Source organism: Paenibacillus radicis (ex Xue et al. 2023) (assembly GCF_024722015.1).
Lineage (GTDB): Bacteria > Bacillota > Bacilli > Paenibacillales > NBRC-103111 > Paenibacillus_S.
Genome location: NZ_JANQBD010000012.1, coordinates 136656 through 154814, shown reverse-complemented (window position 1 = coordinate 154814; position 18159 = coordinate 136656). Strand labels below are relative to the sequence as shown.

Annotated in this window: 15 protein-coding genes; all 15 read left to right on the top strand. The window is 46.6% G+C overall.

Going from position 1 to position 18159, the window contains the following annotated elements; all coding sequences use genetic code 11:
• Positions 1 to 14 precede the first annotated feature (14 nt).
• The 15 genes from NV381_RS17495 to NV381_RS17425 all read left to right on the top strand — a co-directional run bounded on the left by NV381_RS17495 (position 15) and on the right by NV381_RS17425 (position 18148).
• Complete coding sequence (locus tag NV381_RS17495) at positions 15 to 1136, top strand: carbohydrate ABC transporter permease (protein ID WP_258214579.1); 1122 nt, start codon at positions 15 to 17, stop codon at positions 1134 to 1136.
• Positions 1137 to 1138: 2 nt separating this feature from the next.
• Positions 1139 to 1969, top strand: coding sequence for a carbohydrate ABC transporter permease (locus tag NV381_RS17490; protein ID WP_258214578.1), 831 nt, complete (start codon positions 1139 to 1141; stop codon positions 1967 to 1969).
• A gap of 35 nt (positions 1970 to 2004) precedes the next feature.
• The gene (locus NV381_RS17485) at positions 2005 to 3333 is read left to right on the top strand and encodes an ABC transporter substrate-binding protein (protein WP_258214577.1); all 1329 of its coding nucleotides are present in this window, start codon (positions 2005 to 2007) and stop codon (positions 3331 to 3333) included.
• A 75-nt stretch (positions 3334 to 3408) separates the two neighbouring features.
• Entirely contained in the window at positions 3409 to 4461 is a 1053-nt protein-coding gene (locus NV381_RS17480) for an aldose 1-epimerase family protein (RefSeq protein ID WP_258214576.1), read from the top strand.
• Positions 4462 to 4503: 42 nt separating this feature from the next.
• Positions 4504 to 6117: a sulfatase gene (locus NV381_RS17475; protein WP_308861996.1), complete on the top strand. Its 1614-nt coding sequence runs from the start codon at positions 4504 to 4506 to the stop codon at positions 6115 to 6117.
• 24 nt (positions 6118 to 6141) lie between these two features.
• Positions 6142 to 6345: a hypothetical protein gene (locus tag NV381_RS17470; protein WP_258214575.1), complete on the top strand. Its 204-nt coding sequence runs from the start codon at positions 6142 to 6144 to the stop codon at positions 6343 to 6345.
• Between the two features lie 13 nt (positions 6346 to 6358).
• The gene (locus tag NV381_RS17465; RefSeq protein ID WP_258214574.1) at positions 6359 to 7867 is read left to right on the top strand and encodes a DUF3604 domain-containing protein; all 1509 of its coding nucleotides are present in this window, start codon (positions 6359 to 6361) and stop codon (positions 7865 to 7867) included.
• The gene (gene nagB / locus NV381_RS17460) at positions 7819 to 8655 is read left to right on the top strand and encodes a glucosamine-6-phosphate deaminase (protein ID WP_258214573.1); all 837 of its coding nucleotides are present in this window, start codon (positions 7819 to 7821) and stop codon (positions 8653 to 8655) included. Before NV381_RS17465 ends, nagB begins: the two co-directional genes overlap by 49 nt.
• 38 nt (positions 8656 to 8693) lie before the next feature.
• Entirely contained in the window at positions 8694 to 9773 is a 1080-nt protein-coding gene (locus tag NV381_RS17455; protein ID WP_258214572.1) for a Gfo/Idh/MocA family protein, read from the top strand.
• 172 nt (positions 9774 to 9945) lie between these two features.
• Positions 9946 to 11043 (top strand): Gfo/Idh/MocA family protein, encoded by a 1098-nt coding sequence (locus tag NV381_RS17450; RefSeq protein ID WP_258214571.1) that lies wholly within the window; start codon positions 9946 to 9948, stop codon positions 11041 to 11043.
• Positions 11036 to 12019, top strand: coding sequence for a Gfo/Idh/MocA family protein (locus NV381_RS17445; protein WP_258214570.1), 984 nt, complete (start codon positions 11036 to 11038; stop codon positions 12017 to 12019). Before NV381_RS17450 ends, NV381_RS17445 begins: the two co-directional genes overlap by 8 nt.
• 54 nt (positions 12020 to 12073) lie before the next feature.
• On the top strand, positions 12074 to 13048 hold the full coding sequence (locus NV381_RS17440; RefSeq protein ID WP_258214569.1) for an ROK family protein: 975 nt from the start codon (positions 12074 to 12076) through the stop codon (positions 13046 to 13048).
• 136 nt (positions 13049 to 13184) lie between these two features.
• The gene (locus NV381_RS17435; protein WP_258214568.1) at positions 13185 to 15551 is read left to right on the top strand and encodes an AraC family transcriptional regulator; all 2367 of its coding nucleotides are present in this window, start codon (positions 13185 to 13187) and stop codon (positions 15549 to 15551) included.
• 250 nt (positions 15552 to 15801) lie between these two features.
• Positions 15802 to 17193, top strand: a complete 1392-nt coding sequence (locus tag NV381_RS17430; RefSeq protein ID WP_258214567.1) for a sulfatase — start codon at positions 15802 to 15804, stop codon at positions 17191 to 17193.
• A 46-nt stretch (positions 17194 to 17239) separates the two neighbouring features.
• Complete coding sequence (locus NV381_RS17425; protein WP_258214566.1) at positions 17240 to 18148, top strand: ABC transporter permease; 909 nt, start codon at positions 17240 to 17242, stop codon at positions 18146 to 18148.
• The last annotated feature ends 11 nt before the right edge of the window (positions 18149 to 18159 follow it).

Here is an 18159-nt window from a genome sequence, read left to right as displayed (position 1 = left end):
GGAGGGATTTGTTAATGCAATTGGAAACGAAAGCAAACAAGTTCTCGCTGAGATGGTCACCCGCTAACTTGTTTTTGTGGCTATCTTTGTTAGGGATCATTACTAATGTGTTCATGTTGAAAAGCAGTGTGGACCCGGCAGCGAAATTCGGTATTATCGGTGTGACGATTGTTTTGATCTTCCTGTGGTCGTTATTTTTCTTCGGGGATAGAAACATTCGTTATACGTTGATAATTCCAGGATTTATAATTCTCTTTTGTGTGACATCGGTTCCTGCTGTCTTCCTGCTGTATCTCAGTGTGTTCAATGTGTCGCTGCTGAATTTTAAAGGGGATTGGTCATTTGTTGGGTTTACTAACTATATGTATTTCTTCACCAAGGACAAATTATTTTATGCAGCTATTGTCCGTACCGTAGAATATATGGTCATTGTGCTTGCACTGCAAATTGTCATTGGGATGTGCTTGGCGCTTCTGCTGCAGCGGGAATTTCGGGGGCGCTCGTTTGTATCAAGCATCCTGGTTATCCCGGTTATGACCTGTCCGATTGTCATTGCCATGCTGTGGAAATATATGTACAGCAGCTATAACGGTTTTATTAACCTGGTGCTAAAGGATCTTGGATTTTCTGAAGTGCCATGGCTAACTAATCAACCGCTTCCCTACGTGAGTAATATACCGATTGTCGGGGATTTCCTAATTACTCATTTGAACGCCAATATTGGTTTTGTATCCGCTATCATAGTGAATATTTGGCAGTGGACGCCCTTTGTTTACTTGATGTTTTTAGCCGGGCTAAGCGCTTTGCCGAGAGAGCCTTATGAAGCAGCCAAAGTAGATGGCGCCAATAGCTGGAAAACATTTTGGCATATTACTTTTCCGATGCTGCGGCCCGTAATTGGAGTCGTATTCCTGATCCGGATTATCGACCTGATGAAAGTATATGATCAGATTTGGGCGTTGTTTGGAGATTCGGTTACGATGCGTACGCTTAACATTCATATTTTTTCCGTCGGATTAACGGGTCAGGACTACAGTAAAGGTGCGGCGTTATCGATCATCGTGCTTGTTTTCATTATTATAGTCAGCCTCGTGTTTTCCGGTATTGGCAAATGGATTTCCAGGAGGGGGGCTTAAACGTGGATCGGTCTATAAAAATGGCAGCCGCCAAAATTGCTATCGCTTGTGTCATCGCAGTCATTATAGCTGTATGGGCTGTACCCATCCTTTGGATGATCTTAAGCAGCTTCAAGTCCACTCAGGCGATAATCGAGCCCAAGCTAGTCGTATGGTTCAAACCGACATTGGATAATTACAAATTTATTTTTGAAACGCAAAATTTTTTCCAGTACTTGATCAATAGCTTAATCGTTGCTTTAACGGCTACGTTTATATGCGTCACTACAGGCACACTTGCGGCTTACAGTATCGCCCGATGGCGGACAGGCGGAAATGCATTTGCTAACTGGGTCATTTTTACCAAAATGGCACCTCCGGCTATTTTAATCATCCCCTTTTTTCTGATGTTTAAAAGCATCGGTTTAATTAATACGGTTTGGGCTCTGGTGATTGCCAATATTACATTTAACATTCCGTTTGTAATCTGGACGATGAGAGGTTTCTTTGATGAGCTGCCGGAGGAGATGGAGGAAGCGGCTTTGATTGACGGGTGCACAAGACTCGAAGCATTTTGGCGTATATCGCTGCCTGTTGCCCGTTCGGGGTTAATTACGACCAGTATTTTCTGTTTCTTATTTGTGTGGAATGAATATTTATTCGGTCTTACATTGGCGCTTTCTGAAAAAAGTAAAACGCTGCCCGTGGCCACCGGCGATTTTATTACCGGGTATTCGATCAATTGGGGGCCGGTATTCGGTTCCGGAAGCTTAATTCTATTGCCTGCATTCATTATGGTTTTGTTCCTGCAGCGTTACATTGTGCAAGGCTTAACAGTGGGTGCGGTTAAATAGATTCAACAAAAACCATTCATGGAGGGGTACAAAGGATGAAAAATGTAATGGGCAAAAAAGCAACGGCGTTACTGCTGGTGACCATGCTGGCATTTTTAAGCGCTTGTTCATCGGAAACCGGCAAACCTGGCGACAAAGGTAATGCTGAAGGAGGCAAGCCGGCTGGAGACAGTCAAAAACCGCGTGAAATTACGATATTTACGCGTACCGGTCCGGATACAAGCGATTATGTAAAGGAGCAAGCCAAAGAGTTTACCAAGCTGACCGGGGTCAAAGTCAATTTCACTGAGCAAGGCGCAAGCAATTATTTCACTAACCTTACGAATCAATTGGTCGGCGGAACGGACGCGTTTGATTTAGCGACAACCAACAACACTTATGTAGCCCCGCTGGCAGAAGCCGGTGCGATTGAACCGTTCGACGAATACATGAAAAAATTTGATCCGAACTATGATTGGAAGGACGTAGCCTTTCAATACAAGTATAAGGACAAAACGATAGCTATGCCGTATAACCTTAGTATTCATATGTTCTATTACCGTTCTGATCTTATTCCTAATCCTCCGCAAACCTGGGATGAATTTGTTGAAGAGTCGAAAAAATGGACGAAATCCAAAAATCCGAATTCACCAACCCAATTTGGTGCCTCCTGGACAGCTTTATCGGGATCCGAGCAACCGAAAGTGTTCTACACCATGATGTGGTCTTACGGTGCTGAGCTTGTCAAAGACGGTAAAACCGGCATTGGATCGGAAGGAGCCATCAAGGCAGGGGAAATTTGGCAGACCATGATGAAAGAAGGGCTTGTTCCTAAGGATACGCCGAACTGGGGTTATTCCAACGTATTTGATGCTTTGAAAACAGGTACGATAGCCATGGCGGCGCCGATGTGGAGCGCAGCCTACACGGAAATCAAGAAAAGTGACAGCCCCTTCAAGGATAAAATCAAAATTGGCGTAGTTCCGGGCGTGAAGCAGGCTGACGGTAAAATTTTGCGGACTCCGCTATATCATTCTTGGTCTTTGATCATGAATAAAAACGCAAAAAACAAAGATGATTCGGCTAAATTCGTTGAGTTTATGACAAGCAAAGAAGGAGCCATGCGCCAAGCGAAGCTGGGCGGACTGCCAATTCGTTACTCCGTTCTGAATGATCCTTCGCTGCAACCGCGTGAATTTTACGATGTGGTCATGGAATCGCTCAAAGTGGGCAAAGATGAACCGCTTGTTCCTTACTATTTGAAGCAGCATGAGCTGATGAATACGGCTCTTTCCGGCATAATGACAGGAACGATCAAACCTGATGCAGCATTGAAGGGTGCAGAGAAGGAATTGCAAGCAATTATTGACAGCAGCAAAAAATAATTCCATTCAACAGCTATGACAAGTGTAGGTTCGCTTGTCATAGCTGCCAAAAGGAAATGACCAAGGAGTGAAAGGATGCCGGAGGTATATGGTCAGAACGGTAAACAGAGCCTTCTCGAGCATGTCTCGGATATTCGTCAAATAGCTGGATTTCAGCGCATGGAGCTGATTCAAGGAAAGGGCAAGGGCAATGAGGTGATTCAGGTACGCAATGGTTCCGGATTGCAGTTCCAAATCTCAGTAAGCCGTGCTTTCGATATTGGAATGTGCGAATTTTATGGCATACCTATTGCCTGGATGTCACAAATCGGCCCGGTTTCTCCCTTTTCCTATGAAAAAGAGAATTGGAATCACAGCTTTGAGGGCGGTCTGCTCGCTACCTGCGGGTTGACCACAATGGGGAAGCCCAGCGTGGATGAGGGCAGAGCTTTCGGTCCGCATGGGCGTATATCTTCAACGGCAGGCGAGCTGCTGCAGGCTGAGGGACGCTGGAACGGCGGACAGTATGAGCTGATCTTTCGCGGACTTGTCCGTGAAAGTGCGGTGAATGGGGAAAACATCGCCATGGAACGAACTATCGTTACGCGGCTTGGGGAGAACCGGATTTACATTACGGATAAGGTAACGAACGAGTCGTTTCAGCCAGTTGAGCATTTAATGATGCATCATTTTAATTTCGGGTTTCCGCTGATTGGTGAAAGCTGCTCGATTAGTATACCCCCCGGTCCAAAAAGATGGATCAACGGAGAGGGAGCTACCGATGGATGGAGTGGCTTCTCCGCGCCAACAGAGAACGGACAGCCAACCGTTATGCTGCATGAGGACGTGAAGGCCGATACAGACAATAGCAATGTTCAAGTTCAAATAAGCAACAAAGTCATGCACAACGGGCAAGAATGTAATCTCGCATTGAAGCTTGATTACGATAAAGCTGCAAGTCCTTGCTTGACGCAATGGAAGCACCCCGGCAAGGGTGTGTATGTACTAGGCATCGAGCCGGGCAATGCGTCCACGGAAGGCCGGGCTGTTCACCGCTCCAGGGGAACATTGCCAATGCTTGCTCCAGGGGAACAGAAAACATATTCGTTTTGTATCGAAGTACACTTGACTCATGGTTGTGAAAAGTAATGAAAAGTAATTTTCCTAAGGGAAAGTTTGTAGGAGGGGTATATCATTAACGTCATCTGCATCTTAGTAGATACTTTACGGCGGGATCATTTGGGCTGCTACGGGAATTCATCGATAGAAACCCCGAACCTGGATCGTTTTGCTGAAGGCAGCGCTCTTTTCAGCAATGCGTACATTGGATCGTACCCTTGCATGCCTGCACGCCAAGACTTATGGACAGGACAGCTCAATTTTTTGTGGCGGGGCTGGTCTCCTTTGGAACATGACAAGTCGGATATGGTCACACTGTTGTCCGATCACGATAAGACAACTATGCTTATTACCGATCATTACCACCTGTGGCAGTATGGGTCAGGGAACTATCATTTTTCATTTAACGGTATGGAAATCATTCGTGGGCAGGAAATGGACAATTGGATCACCAGTCCGGATATTCCTATAACTTATCCCGCCTCTGAACATAAATTAAACCGCAATTGGCCGAAATATGCGAGAAATACGGCGCATTTCCGTAAGGAAGAAGATTATTTCGCGGCTCAAGTATTTCAGAAATCGATCGATTGGGTGGAGCAGAATAAAAACTTGCCGGATTTTTTCCTGATGATTGACTGCTTTGATCCCCATGAACCGTTCGATCCTCCGCAGGGATATGTAGAGAAATATAACCCGGGGTATACCGGTGAATCGGTAATTTGGCCTAAGTATGGGGAAGCCGATCGAATGACGCCAGAAGAGCTGGAGCAGGTTCATGCTCTGTATTGCGGGGAAGTGAGCTTTGTCGACCATTGGTTCGGAAAGTTTTATGACAAACTGGATCAGCTGAATTTACTGGATAACACGATGGTCATTGTGACAAGTGACCACGGTTTTCTATTCGGTGAACATAATTGGCTGGGGAAGCACGCCAGACTGTTGTATCAAGATATCGCAAGAACACCGCTGCTGATCCATCATCCGGGTGTCAAGCCCGGTGCCGTGTATGAGCAGCTGGTGCAGATGGCTGATCTGACGCCAACTATCATGCAGACGATGGGCGTTCAGGTTCCGGCACATATGCACGGGCAGAGCCTCGTTCCACTGTGGGAGACTGATGAGGATTCCCGTTCAGAAGAAGCCATAGCAAGACGGGATGAGACAGAAGCGAGCATCGGTTCAACAACAGTCGGGTTACCCTCAAGCGGTGGAATTCGCTCACGTCAGGAATTGATATTTGGAGTGTTTGGCGGTCCGGTGTATTGTACGGACGGGGAATGGCTGCTGGTGAAAAAGCCGCTGCCAGGCAACTCACCGCTATATTGGTATACCCGTTCGCATTATAACAATTGGGATTTTGGTCAACAAAATTTATATGCGGACAGCGAGGAACGATTGAAGCAGTGGGATGGCGAACGCTTTCCTACGCAATATGAGAACGCACATCCCGGTCATGCGGCACCTAGACTGATTCGCAACGAATGCGATCGCGAGTCATCGCCGTTAGTGGCACATGATGAGCTATATCATATCGCTCGGGATCACGCGCAGCAGCATGATGTTGCAAGCGAGCACCCTGACGTCTTGGAACGGCTGAAACGGGGGATACGTAATAAGATCACTCAGATCTCAGCTCCGCAGGAGCAGCTGCAGCGTCTGGGGCTGGATGAGGCTGGCGGATAATGACATATAATTGAGGGTTGATCAATGAATATCAGAATGTGTGTGAGTAACCTGGATTTGTTTGCCGGGGAGAGCGCGAAGCAGGCTGCTGAAGCACTTCTTGTCGGCAAATGCAGTGGTCAAGAGGTCGAAGAGGTCCATTGTCTAGGATATTGCTTTTGGTGTCCGCAAAGCTTGATGGCATTAGTGGACGGGACGCTTGTTAGAGACTACAAGAATCATAAATAGGAGTGGATGACGTATGAACTTATATTGGGGTGATTTGCACAATCACTGTGGCATTACTTATGGTTTTGGCAGCTTGGAGAATGCACTGGCGGCGGCAAGAGAACAGCTTGATTTCTGTGCCATCATTGGACATGCTATGTGGCCGGATATGCCGGAAAAAACAGAGGAATTGGAATTTCTAGTGGATTTCCACATGAAGGGCTTTGCCAAGCTTCAGAAAAATTGGGAATATGTACGCCGTACGGTGAGTGAGTCTAACATTCCTCATCAATTCGTTACATTCCAGGGCTACGAAATTCACTCCAGTGAGTTTGGCGATCATCATATACTGTCGCCTTCAGACGAATTGCCGCTGATCCAGGCGGATTCCCCGGCGAAGCTGGTCGAGGCTCTTGCTCCGCTGCCGGTGATTGCTGTTCCCCACCATGTGGGATACACACCCGGCTACCGGGGAGTGAATTGGGATGCGTTTGCTGAGGAAATAAGTCCGGTCGTAGAGGTTTTTTCCAAACATGGCTGCAGCATGTCGGATTCCAGTCCATATCCATATTTGCACACAATGGGTCCGCGTGATTCGCGCAATACGATCGTGTCTGCTCTTCAACGCGGTAAAAGATTCAGCTTTGCCGGATCTACCGATCATCATGCCGGATATCCGGGTTCATATGGAGACGGCCGAGTTGCTGTTATGGCTGCTGAAAAAACACGTGAAGCCATATGGGAAGCTCTATTGGCACGGCGCACCTATGCGGTAACCGGCGATAAAATCGTTTGCCAATTTACCCTCAATGGAGCGATTTATGGCAGTGAGGTGAAAGACAGCGGATGCAGGCAGCTGAAGCTTGATGTAACGGCTTGTGACGGGATTGAAAAAGTGACGGTATATAAAAACGGCAAATCCTGGAGCATTGTGAACGGGGTTAGCGCAGGTAGTCAAGCGCAGCAGCCAAGCAATGCTCAAGGTAGGTATAAAGTACGTGTGGAAATGGGCTGGGGAGAAAATAAGGACGGATTTCTATGGAATGGCCGTGCACGGCTGGATGGAGGACAAATCGTCTCGCTAGAAACATGCTTCCGTGGGCAAAGTGTTCTTGCCCCAACGCCGGAAATGCGGGATAACCCGGATATTAATGCATTAAGCAATAAGCTTATTTCTTCTTCGGACAATAGTGCGGTATGGACTTGCACCACGTTTAAAAATCCATCTACCCAGCATCCGCAAACGGCTGCGCTCATTTTTGAAATCGATGGTGATTTGAACAGCAAGTTGGCGATTGAGGCGAACGGCCAAACCTTTGCCTATTCGATTGGAGAGCTGCTAACGGGCAGCCGTTCCGCTCACCTGGAAGCGTACAATTCGGAAGCGGTCCTCTTTCATCGCGCAGTTCCTGAGAACGAATATTGCTTTCAAGGAGAATGGTCGGATGATCAGAAGGAAACAGATTGCGATGCTTACCATGTGGAGATCAAGCAGTGGAACGGACAATGTGCCTGGATATCCCCTGTGTTTGTACTGGCATGATGAATAAGAAAAGCGTAGCGAGTAAAGTTAACCAAAAGAATCAAGTCATTCATCAAGGTAATCTACATCTGACAATCGTAAAAAATGATGAGGAGATGTCACAAGCTGCTGCAGAGCTGGTGCTCGGCCAGCTGGCACAACGCCCGAATAGCGTTCTGGGCCTTGCTACCGGCGGTACCCCCATCGGAATGTATCGGCAGCTCTGCAGGAATAAAGCCGATTTGTCTAAGGCAACGACATTTAATTTAGATGAATATTATGCTCTTCCTCGTCATCATCCGCAAAGCTTTTTCCAATTTATGAAAGAGCATGTGTATAATCCGTTGACTCCTTTGAGCTATGACATTCCTAATGGAGAGGCGGCGAATGTAGAACAGGAATGCACGCGTTATGAAACGGCAATTGGCCGTGCGGGAGGGATTGACCTGCAGGTGCTTGGAGTCGGACGCAATGGGCACATCGGGTTTAACGAGCCGGGGACATCCTTCTCATCGCGAACACGGCTCGTTGCTTTGAAGCGGGAGACGGTCGAGGACAATGCACGGTTCTTCGGGGATGTTGGTCTTGTGCCAACGCAAGCTATCACTATGGGGATTGGCACCATTCTCGAAGCGAAAGCGATTTTGCTGCTGGTTAGCGGTACCGTGAAAGAGGAGGCGCTTTACCAACTGCTTTATGGAGATATATCTCCCGAAGTCCCAGTTACCGCACTTCGGTTGCATCCAGCGGTACGAGTAATCGCTGATGAAGAAGCGGCCTCATTGCTGCAGCGATCATCCGACTGTTGAGGGACGGACGGGTCCTAACTCGAAAGGGGGATTGTAGGATGGCTAAGGAATTACGTGTTGGCATTATCGGCTGTGGTGGAATTGCCAACGCCAAACATATGCCGGGATTAGCTAAATTACCTCAGGTGGAGATGACTGCTTTTGCCAACCGAGGATTGGATAAAGCCCGTATGGCAGCCAATACTTTCGGTTCGAAAGATGCCAAAGTATATGCGGATTACCGTGAAATGCTGGAGGACGACACGATTGATGTCGTCCATGTGTGTACCAGCAACAATTCCCATGCAGACATTGCGATTGCAGCATTGGCAGCCGGCAAACATGTAATGTGTGAGAAGCCGATGGCTATAACAACCGCCGATGCGCGGAGAATGGTAGATGCGGCCAAGCATTCGAATAAAAAGCTGACGATTAGCTACAACAACCGATATCGCCCGGACACACAGTATTTGTACCGTATGTGCCGTAACGGCGATCTTGGACATTTATATTTGGCCAAAGCACATGCACTGAGGCGTCGCGGAGTTCCGACCTGGGGGGCCTTTCTGGATAAGGAAAAGCAGGGAGGCGGTCCGCTGATCGATATTGGCACCCATTCCTTGGACATGGCGCTCTGGCTGATGGATAACTATAAGCCTAAGGCTGTGCTGGGAACAGCGTTTCATCAGCTAGGAAAAATAGAAAACGCAGCAAATCCTTACGGATCGTGGGACCCTAAGCAATTCACAGTGGAGGACTCAGCCTTTGCTATGATTACGATGGAGAATGGCGCTAGCGTGATGTTGGAGGCGAGCTGGGCATTAAACATTCTGCAAGAAGGCACAGCCAAAGTGACCTTATGCGGAACCGCAGGCGGAGCTGATATGTGGGATGGATTAACGGTTAACGGAGAAAAGTACGGTAATCTCTATACAAACCGTATCCAATTGGAGCTTACTGGAATCCCCTTCTACGAGACCAGGAAGGAGAGTCCTTCCGAGCTGGAAGCCCGGCTATGGATTGAGGCGATATTAAACGACACCGAACCGGTAGTTAAACCGGAGCAGGCGCTGATCGTGCAAGAAATATTGGAAGCGATTTATGTTTCATCGGAAACCGGTAAAGCCGTCTATTTTTAAACCAGGGATAGTAGTCCGTATTTACAAAAGCAAAAAGCAGCTGATGCTTACAATGGAAATTTTGCTGAAGCCAAGCTCAGCTAATGCTTACGAAGATAGTTTTGCTAAAGCAAAAAGCAGCTGCTGCTTACGAAGATAGTTTTGCTAAAGCAAAACTCTGAGGAGGGTGATTATGTTAAAGGTGGCTGTGGTTGGACTGAGTGGAAGCGGAGAACGATATGCTCAGCATCTGCTGAGCATGGAGCAGACGGAAATCGTTGGCGTTTATGATATGCAGCCTGAAGTGGCTTCGGAGTGGGCTCAACGTTTCGGGTGCCCCGCTTTTGGATCGTATGATGCGCTGATTGCTGCATTGCCTTCAGACGCAGTTTGTATAGGTTTAGGTCTATCCTTGGACAGCCAGCAGCCCTATATATTGCAGGCGTTAGCCAGTGGTCGGCATGTGATCGCGCGGATGCCGATCACTCTAGATGCGGCGGATGTTCATGAGATGCTGGATGCTTCCCAAGCGAACGGGAGCCGGCTGTTGTTCAGCCATCCAGAAAGATTTTATTACCATAACGTTGACTTGAGAAAACGTATTAAAGCCGGTGCGATAGGCAATATTGGCGTGGTCAATGTTAAGCGCTATTGTCCATTTCCTACGTCTACGTCGGCCGCCCTACAGCATGAAGCGGATACAGATGGCGTACGCTGGACTGGAGGAATGAACGGCGAGATACTCGAAGGTGTAAAGGGCGGCGCATTGTTCCGTCTCGCACTGCATGATATCGATCTGCTGCGCTGGACGGTCGGCGAAGTTGCGAATGTGTATGCGATGCGTACAACTACCGAGTATTTGGATTATGTCCTGGTTACGCTTAAATTTAATACAGGAGCAATCGCCAACATTGAAGCGTACTGGGGTTATCCGGGGGGATATGCATCAGCGATTGAATTTGCCGGCTCAAAAGGCGTTATCCGTTATGACAGCCGGAAAACAAATGGATTGAGCATTCAGAAAGCAGCTGATAGGAGGTCTGAACAGCCGATGAAGGCTGAATTCAGCCCCTCCTTTCGCCAACCTGAGCGGGATGAGCTTGTTCATTTGATGAGCTGCATAAGGGATGGCGGCAAACCGTTTATGACCGCTGAGGATGCCTGCGAAACGCTGAAAGTAGTCAGGGCAGCGGAGCAATCGCTGCGCACCGGACAGCCAGTGGAATTGGCATCTGCAAGCACGGATAGCTTTGTTAACGAAGAAGTTCGTGGAGGTGGGGATTATGCATAAGGTGAAGGTAGGAATGATCAGCTTCGCCCATCTTCATGCGGTCAGCTATTTGCAAGCTTTAGCACTGCGGCCGGATGTGGAGCTGGTTGGGATTGCCGATGAAAACCGCGAGCGTGTTGAACCGTTTATACAGCAGCATCAGCTTCCGTATTTTGCCGATTATAGAGAGCTGCTGGCAGGAGATGCGGATGTGGTCATTATCAGCTCTGAAAATTCCAGACACGCACAGATGACAATCGAAGCGGCGCAGCATAAGAAGCATGTGCTGTGCGAGAAGCCTCTTGGTCTTTCCAGAGAGGAAATGCGCCTTATGATTGAAGCGTGTGAAGAGAATGGCGTTCAACTGATGACTTCTTTTCCAAACCGTTACATTCCAATGGTCGTTGCCGCCAAAGAAGCCATCGACCGTGGCGAAATCGGCCGGGTTGTAGCTGTTAAAGCAACCAATAAAGGTGAAATGATTGGCGGCTGGTTCAATGACCGGAACCTGTCGGGCGGAGGCGCACTAATTGATCATACCGTACATGTCATGGATTTGTTGAACTGGATTCTCCGCTCACCGGCGGTGGAAGTGTATGCTGAATCGTGCAGCATGTTTCATGACATCGATATCGATGATGCAGGGATGGTTCATGTCAAATATGAGAACGGAATCATCGCTGCTTTGGATGCAAGCTGGTCGCGGACGCATGCCTTTCCTTATAAACGTGATTTAACTATGGAAATAATCGGTACGGATGGCGTTATTTCGATCGACTATTTTGCCCAGATCAATGAGGTGTACAGCGAAGCAACGGGGCATGCAGAGTGGAGCTACTGGGGCGATAATAAAGATGAAATGCTGATCGATGATTTTATTCATTGCATTAAAGAAGGAAAGCCTGTGCCTATTACCGGGGAAGACGGGTACAATTCAACGGTAATCGCATTGGCTGCTTACGAATCGATTCGTCTCAAAAAAACGGTGAGCCTGTAACAGTCGGATAGGTACGCTAATAAATTTACTAAATGCCGGATAGAGGGTGATAAAGTGTATACCATTGGAGTGGATCTTGGCGGAACACAGATCAGAGCAGGATTATTTGACCAAAAGGGCGAGCTTTTGTTTAAAGCCGAAGCGCTAACTCTGGCTCAAGAGGGGGCAGAAGCCGTCATCGGCAGGATTAAAAAAAGCATCCGCGAAGTGATTGGCTATACAGGGGAGCATACATCGGACAGCATCAACGGTATTGGCATCGGCAGCCCCGGGCCTCTTAATCCGTTTACAGGGATGGTGCTTTCCCCATCCACCCTGCCCGGAATGGTGGATATTCCTTTGCAGCAGATCATAGCCGATGAATTCCATGTTCCTGTCTACTTAAATAATGATGCGAATGCAGCCGCCCTTGGGGAATGGCTGTACGGCAAAGGACGTAACACGAAAAACATGTTATACATTACCATCAGCACGGGAATCGGGGCTGGCGTCATTGTTGACGGCCATTTGCTGCTGGGCGAGCAAGGGAGCGCAGGCGAAGTCGGTCACATGATTATAGATCCGCAGGGCCCATTATGCAGCTGCGGCAATTATGGATGCTTTGAAGCCTGCGCTTCGGGGACCGGCATCGTGCAGAGGACAAAGGAAAAATTGGCTCGTTATAGAAGGGAAGGCCAGACGTCTTTTAGTCAATTGCAATTGGTTGAGGAAGAGAGCTTAACGTCTAAAGACATCTTTGCTGCGGCTATGCGCAATGACAATTTGGCTATGGAAATTGTTGAAGAAACGAGAACTTACTTAGGCATTGGCCTCATTAACTTGATTCATTTATATAATCCGCAAAAAATTATTATCGGAGGCGGCGTCAGCAAAGCAGGGGATTTCCTCTTGAAGCCGTCAGTGGAAATGGCACAGCAGCGTTCCTTATTGGGGATCCGTGATGTGGAGTTTTCTATGGCATCACTAGGTGATAACGCAGGCTTGTATGGTGCGGCAGCGCTGGTGAACTACCATCAGCAGTTAGGTTAATAGAGAGATAAACCATCTTATTTGAAACCCTGTTCCCAGTTGGAGCAGGGTTTTTGCGAAATAATCCCCCCGTTATAGCATCGTTGATAGGCTGGCTGATCACGACCCTTTTCAAGCAGAGAAAGGAGGATAGGCTATGAAAAAAATGATGACTGGAATGCAAGCTGATAGAAGACGATCGGTTCGCTTTTACAAATATTTTTTGTCGTATGTATTACTGCTTGTTATCATGCTGCTGATTGTTAGTATTGTAGTCTTTAGTAACATTATTAAAACATTCCAAGATGAAGTGGAAAGCTCAACTACAATCGGGTTAACACAAATTCGGGATACCGTAGAATCGAAAATGAAGGAACTGGAGAAGATTGCTTTACAGATCGCTTCCAACCCGGAGATGACTCCTTTTATGGTGGCGGATGAGGGGTATCCAACTTATCGGGCAATTACGGAGCTGGGCAAGTACCGGTCCAGTAATTTCTTGATCTACGATTTGGCCCTGGTGTACCCATACCGGGACACGGGAAAGTTGTATGCGGCAAGCGGTGTTTACAGCTATGAATCCTACTTTAACTATATATATCGGTATGAAAATTGGGGGAAGTCCCAATTTTTTGAGCAACTCGAAAGGATGACTTCACCTGCTATAAGGCCGGCGGAAATAATCAATATTAATGGTGTGGATTCAAAAAGAAAATTTGTTACGTATATATGCCCGCTGCCCATTAATCAGGGGAAGCCATACGGGGCTGTGATGTTTTTAATTGAGGAAAAGATGTTAGGCCAGATTCTGGGGAATGGTTTGAATAAATATTCCGGATATATGTACATTCTGGATAAGCATAACAATCCGATCATCTCCCTTCGGTCAGGAAAGCTGGAACAAACAGCTCAGCAATTTTTAGGCGGATTGGATGAAGCTGCTTTGACATCGCAAGCGAGTGAGGTTCATAACCGGTACGGGAGCTATTCCATTATTAAAGTTTCTTCAGACTACAATGAATGGTCCTATGTAACGGTGATTCCTACGGATCAAATATTGCAAAAGGTTCAGCATAGCAGGCTTATCTTCATTTATTCTGCCGTGGTTATTTTTCTTATAGGTATTTGTATCTCTTTTATTTTGGCAAATAATAATTACGGATCCTTACGAAGCATCGTTCAAATGATAGTAGATCGCAAGGTGTTGAAGGGAACCTCGGACAATATGGATGAAATTTCTTATCTGTCTCAAGCTTTTAATGAAGTTATTACGGAACAAGAAGGTCTAATGAGCCAACTAGGGAGCAAAAGAGGGATGATGAAGGAACGTCTGTTACTTTCATTGCTCAAAGGCAAGCAGGATGTTCAGCCTCATCATTTGCAAAGCATGATGGAAGCCTCAGCCTTAACGTTTTCATATTCTTCCTTTAGCACCCTTCTCTTTTTTATTGATGATTATAACCGGTTTCGAACTGAAAACAGCGTCTCCATGCAGAACTTGTTTAAATTCAGCATTATTAATATTGCCGAAGAGCTGTCCGGAGAAGTGGGAGACGGATACGGGGTCGATTTAATCGATGACCGCGGAATCGCGCTTGTTTTAAATGTTAAGGCTGATAAGAACAACAGAGAGCATATTACAGCACTTGCTGTTAAAATAAAAAACTTTTTTAAAGAGAATTATAAATTTTCTTTGACGGTTGGAGTTAGCCATATTTACAATGATTTGTCGATGGTATGCGACACTTATGCAGAAGCACAGAAAGCCATATTGTATCGGTTTATTAGAGGGGATGATCAGATCCTGTTTTATGAAGATATTGAACGGGAGAAGCAGCAGCCTTACCGGTATCCGTCAGAGCTTGAGGAGCAGCTGGTGAGGACAATTAAACAAGGCAAGGCTGAAGAGTCTCAAGTGATCGTTGCGGAAATATTTGACGAGATCGTCAACTATTCGCTTTCGCTAGAAGCGGCGAAGCATATATGCTCCGGAATTATTAATAAGGTGTTCAATACGATGGAAGATATGAATGACAAGTTAAATGATTGTTTCCAGAAAGACTTGGAGCTATTAATTTATCAGGAGTTCGAAACGCTTGAAATGGCAAAAAGGAAAATATGCGAATTTTGCAAACAGCTGAGCCATTATATTGCCACACAAAAAGAAAGCAAAAACGTGGATCTGTGCGATGAAATTATGGCTTACCTGAAGGAGCACTACAACGATAGTTCCTTAAGCCAGGAATCGATTGCAAGAGAGTTTGATATATCCCCATCCTACCTGTCCCGATTTATTAAGGATCAAACCGGTTATACGCAAAAGCAGCATATTGATTTGCTGCGAATGAATGAGGCCAAAAAATTGCTGACAACCAGCAATTATACGGTTAAGCAAATTGTCGAGCAGGTCGGCTATGTGGATGAGACCAATTTTATTCGCAAATTTAAAAAGGTCGAAGGCATCACGCCAATGCTATACCGTAAAACTAATTATTCAAAATATTTGAATCGGAAATCGACGTGATTTTCGGTTCTTTTTTTCAAAATGTAACCATCTGCATATCGAATGTTGGAATTGCAGATAGGAAAGGCTGCTGCAGTAAGGCTTCTTGATACAGATGTAAAAAAATGCAGATCGTTAGTTATACTGCTGATGTACTTCTGCATGGGGCTGATATATAGTTCACCATGAAGTATGGCTTCACCCTTACAGGATATTGGAGAAGCATGCGAAAACAGAGCTAAAGCAAAACGCTAAGGAGGGATAAGAAAGAATGAATCGGCCTAATATTGTATTCATCATGAGTGACGACCATGCAGCGCATGCCTTAAGCTGCTACGGCAGCAGGATCAATACAACCCCGCAGATTGATCGTATTGCCAATGAGGGCATGCGGTTCGATAACTGCTTTTGTACCAATTCCATATGCGCACCAAGCCGAGCTGCCATTCTCACAGGACTATATAATCACCTGAATGGAGTAAAAACGCTGGGCGATAAGCTGGATGGCCGTCAGCAGACGGTGGCCAAGCTGCTGCAGGAAGACGGCTATCAGACGGCAATTATCGGTAAATGGCATTTGGGTCACGGGGGCGATGCCGATCCGACGGGCTTCGATTATTGGAACGTGCTGCCTGGACAAGGAGATTACCATAATCCGACGTTCATCGAAATGGGAGAACAGAAAGTGTATGAAGGCTACGTCACCGATATTACCACTGAGCTGTCAATCGATTGGCTGAACAAGCGGGACAAGAATAAACCATTTTTCCTGATGTGCCATAACAAGGCCCCCCATCGGCCATGGATTCCTGACGAAAAACACGCTCATATGTATGAGGACGCCGACATACCGGAACCGGAAACGTTCAATGACGATTATTCGAACCGGGCTGCGGCAGCTTCAGCAGCCCGAATGAGGGTGGATCGGGATTTGAGCAAGAAGGATTTAAAGATGGATCCACCGGAAGGGCTAACTTCCGAGCAGCTGAAAAGCTGGAAGTATCAACGCTACATCAAGGATTACCTTCGCTGCATTGCTTCCATCGATGACAATGTGGGCCGAATGCTCGATTGGCTAGAAGAGCAAGACATATCGGATGATACGATCGTCATCTACACGTCAGATCAAGGCTTTTTCCTTGGTGATCATGGCTGGTACGATAAACGCTTTATGTACGAGGAGTCATTGCGAATGCCGTTCATCATCCGTTACCCGCGTGAAATCAAGCCGGGCAGTGTGTGCGAACAGATGGCGCTCAACGTTGATTTCGCCCCGACGTTTCTAGATTACGCAGGCATACCCGTACCTTCGAATATGCAGGGCGCGAGCCTGCGGCTGCTCCTGCAAGGCGTAAAGCCTGAGGATTGGCGCAAGTCGATGTACTACCGCTACTGGATGCACCTGGGGAATCATTATGTATACTCCCATTACGGAATCCGCACCGAGCGTTATAAGCTCATCTACTACTATGGGGAAGCATTGGGTTCTACAGGCGCGATTGACGAGCCAAAGCCGCCGGAGTGGGAGCTGTTCGATCTGCATGCCGATCCATATGAGCTGAACAATATCTATCATGATCCGGCCAACACCGAAATCATCCGTTCCTTAAAAGAGGAGCTGCACGAATTGCGTGTCCATCTTCAGGACGATGATGGAGTATAGATGATCCTATCAGCTTATTATTTTGAAAGGGGGCATATGTAAATCGATGATATACGGACGGTTAAAAAGTATTCGAAGGAATTGGGATTTGTATGTGCTCATTTTGCCAGTTATTGCTTACTTCGTCATCTTCCATTACCTGCCAATGTATGGCGTGCAAATTGCATTCAAAGATTTTATGGCGGTTAAAGGGATTGGCGGGAGTCCGTGGGTGGGCTTGAAGCATTTCGAGCGTTTTTTTAATTCTTATTATGCTTGGAGATTGATTCGCAATACGTTGGGCATAAGTCTGTACCAGCTTGCAGTCTCCTTTCCAATCCCGATTATTTTGGCATTATTAATTAATGAAGTGAGGAACAATAAATTTAAGAGGATCGTGCAAACGGTTACATATGCCCCTCATTTTCTTTCTACTGTGGTCATGGTCGGGTTAATACTGGTGTTTCTATCTCCGAAAAACGGGATGATCAACTTGGTCATTATTGCTTTGGGAGGAGATCCGGTCTACTTCATGGTGGAAAATGGATGGTTCAAAAGCGTCTATGTACTTTCGGAAGTATGGCAAAATGCTGGCTGGGCTTCGATTATTTATTTGGCTGCATTGGCTGGAATTGATCCGCAGCTTTACGAGGCAGCCGTTGTGGACGGAGCAAGCAAAATAAAAAGAATTATTCATATCACGATACCTAGCTTGATGCCCACGGCTATTATTTTGCTAATATTGAATTTTGGACATGTAATGAGTGTCGGCTTCGAGAAAGTGTTCCTTATGCAGAACAACCTGAATCTGGAATCCTCTGAGGTAATTTCAACTTATGTTTACAAAAATGGGTTGGTTGGCGCCCAGTATAGTTTCTCGGCAGCTATTGGGCTATTTAACTCGGTTATCAATTTCACCTTATTAATTGTCGTTAACAGTATTTCGAAGCGGATAAGTCAAACGAGTTTGTGGTAGGAGGAATGGCT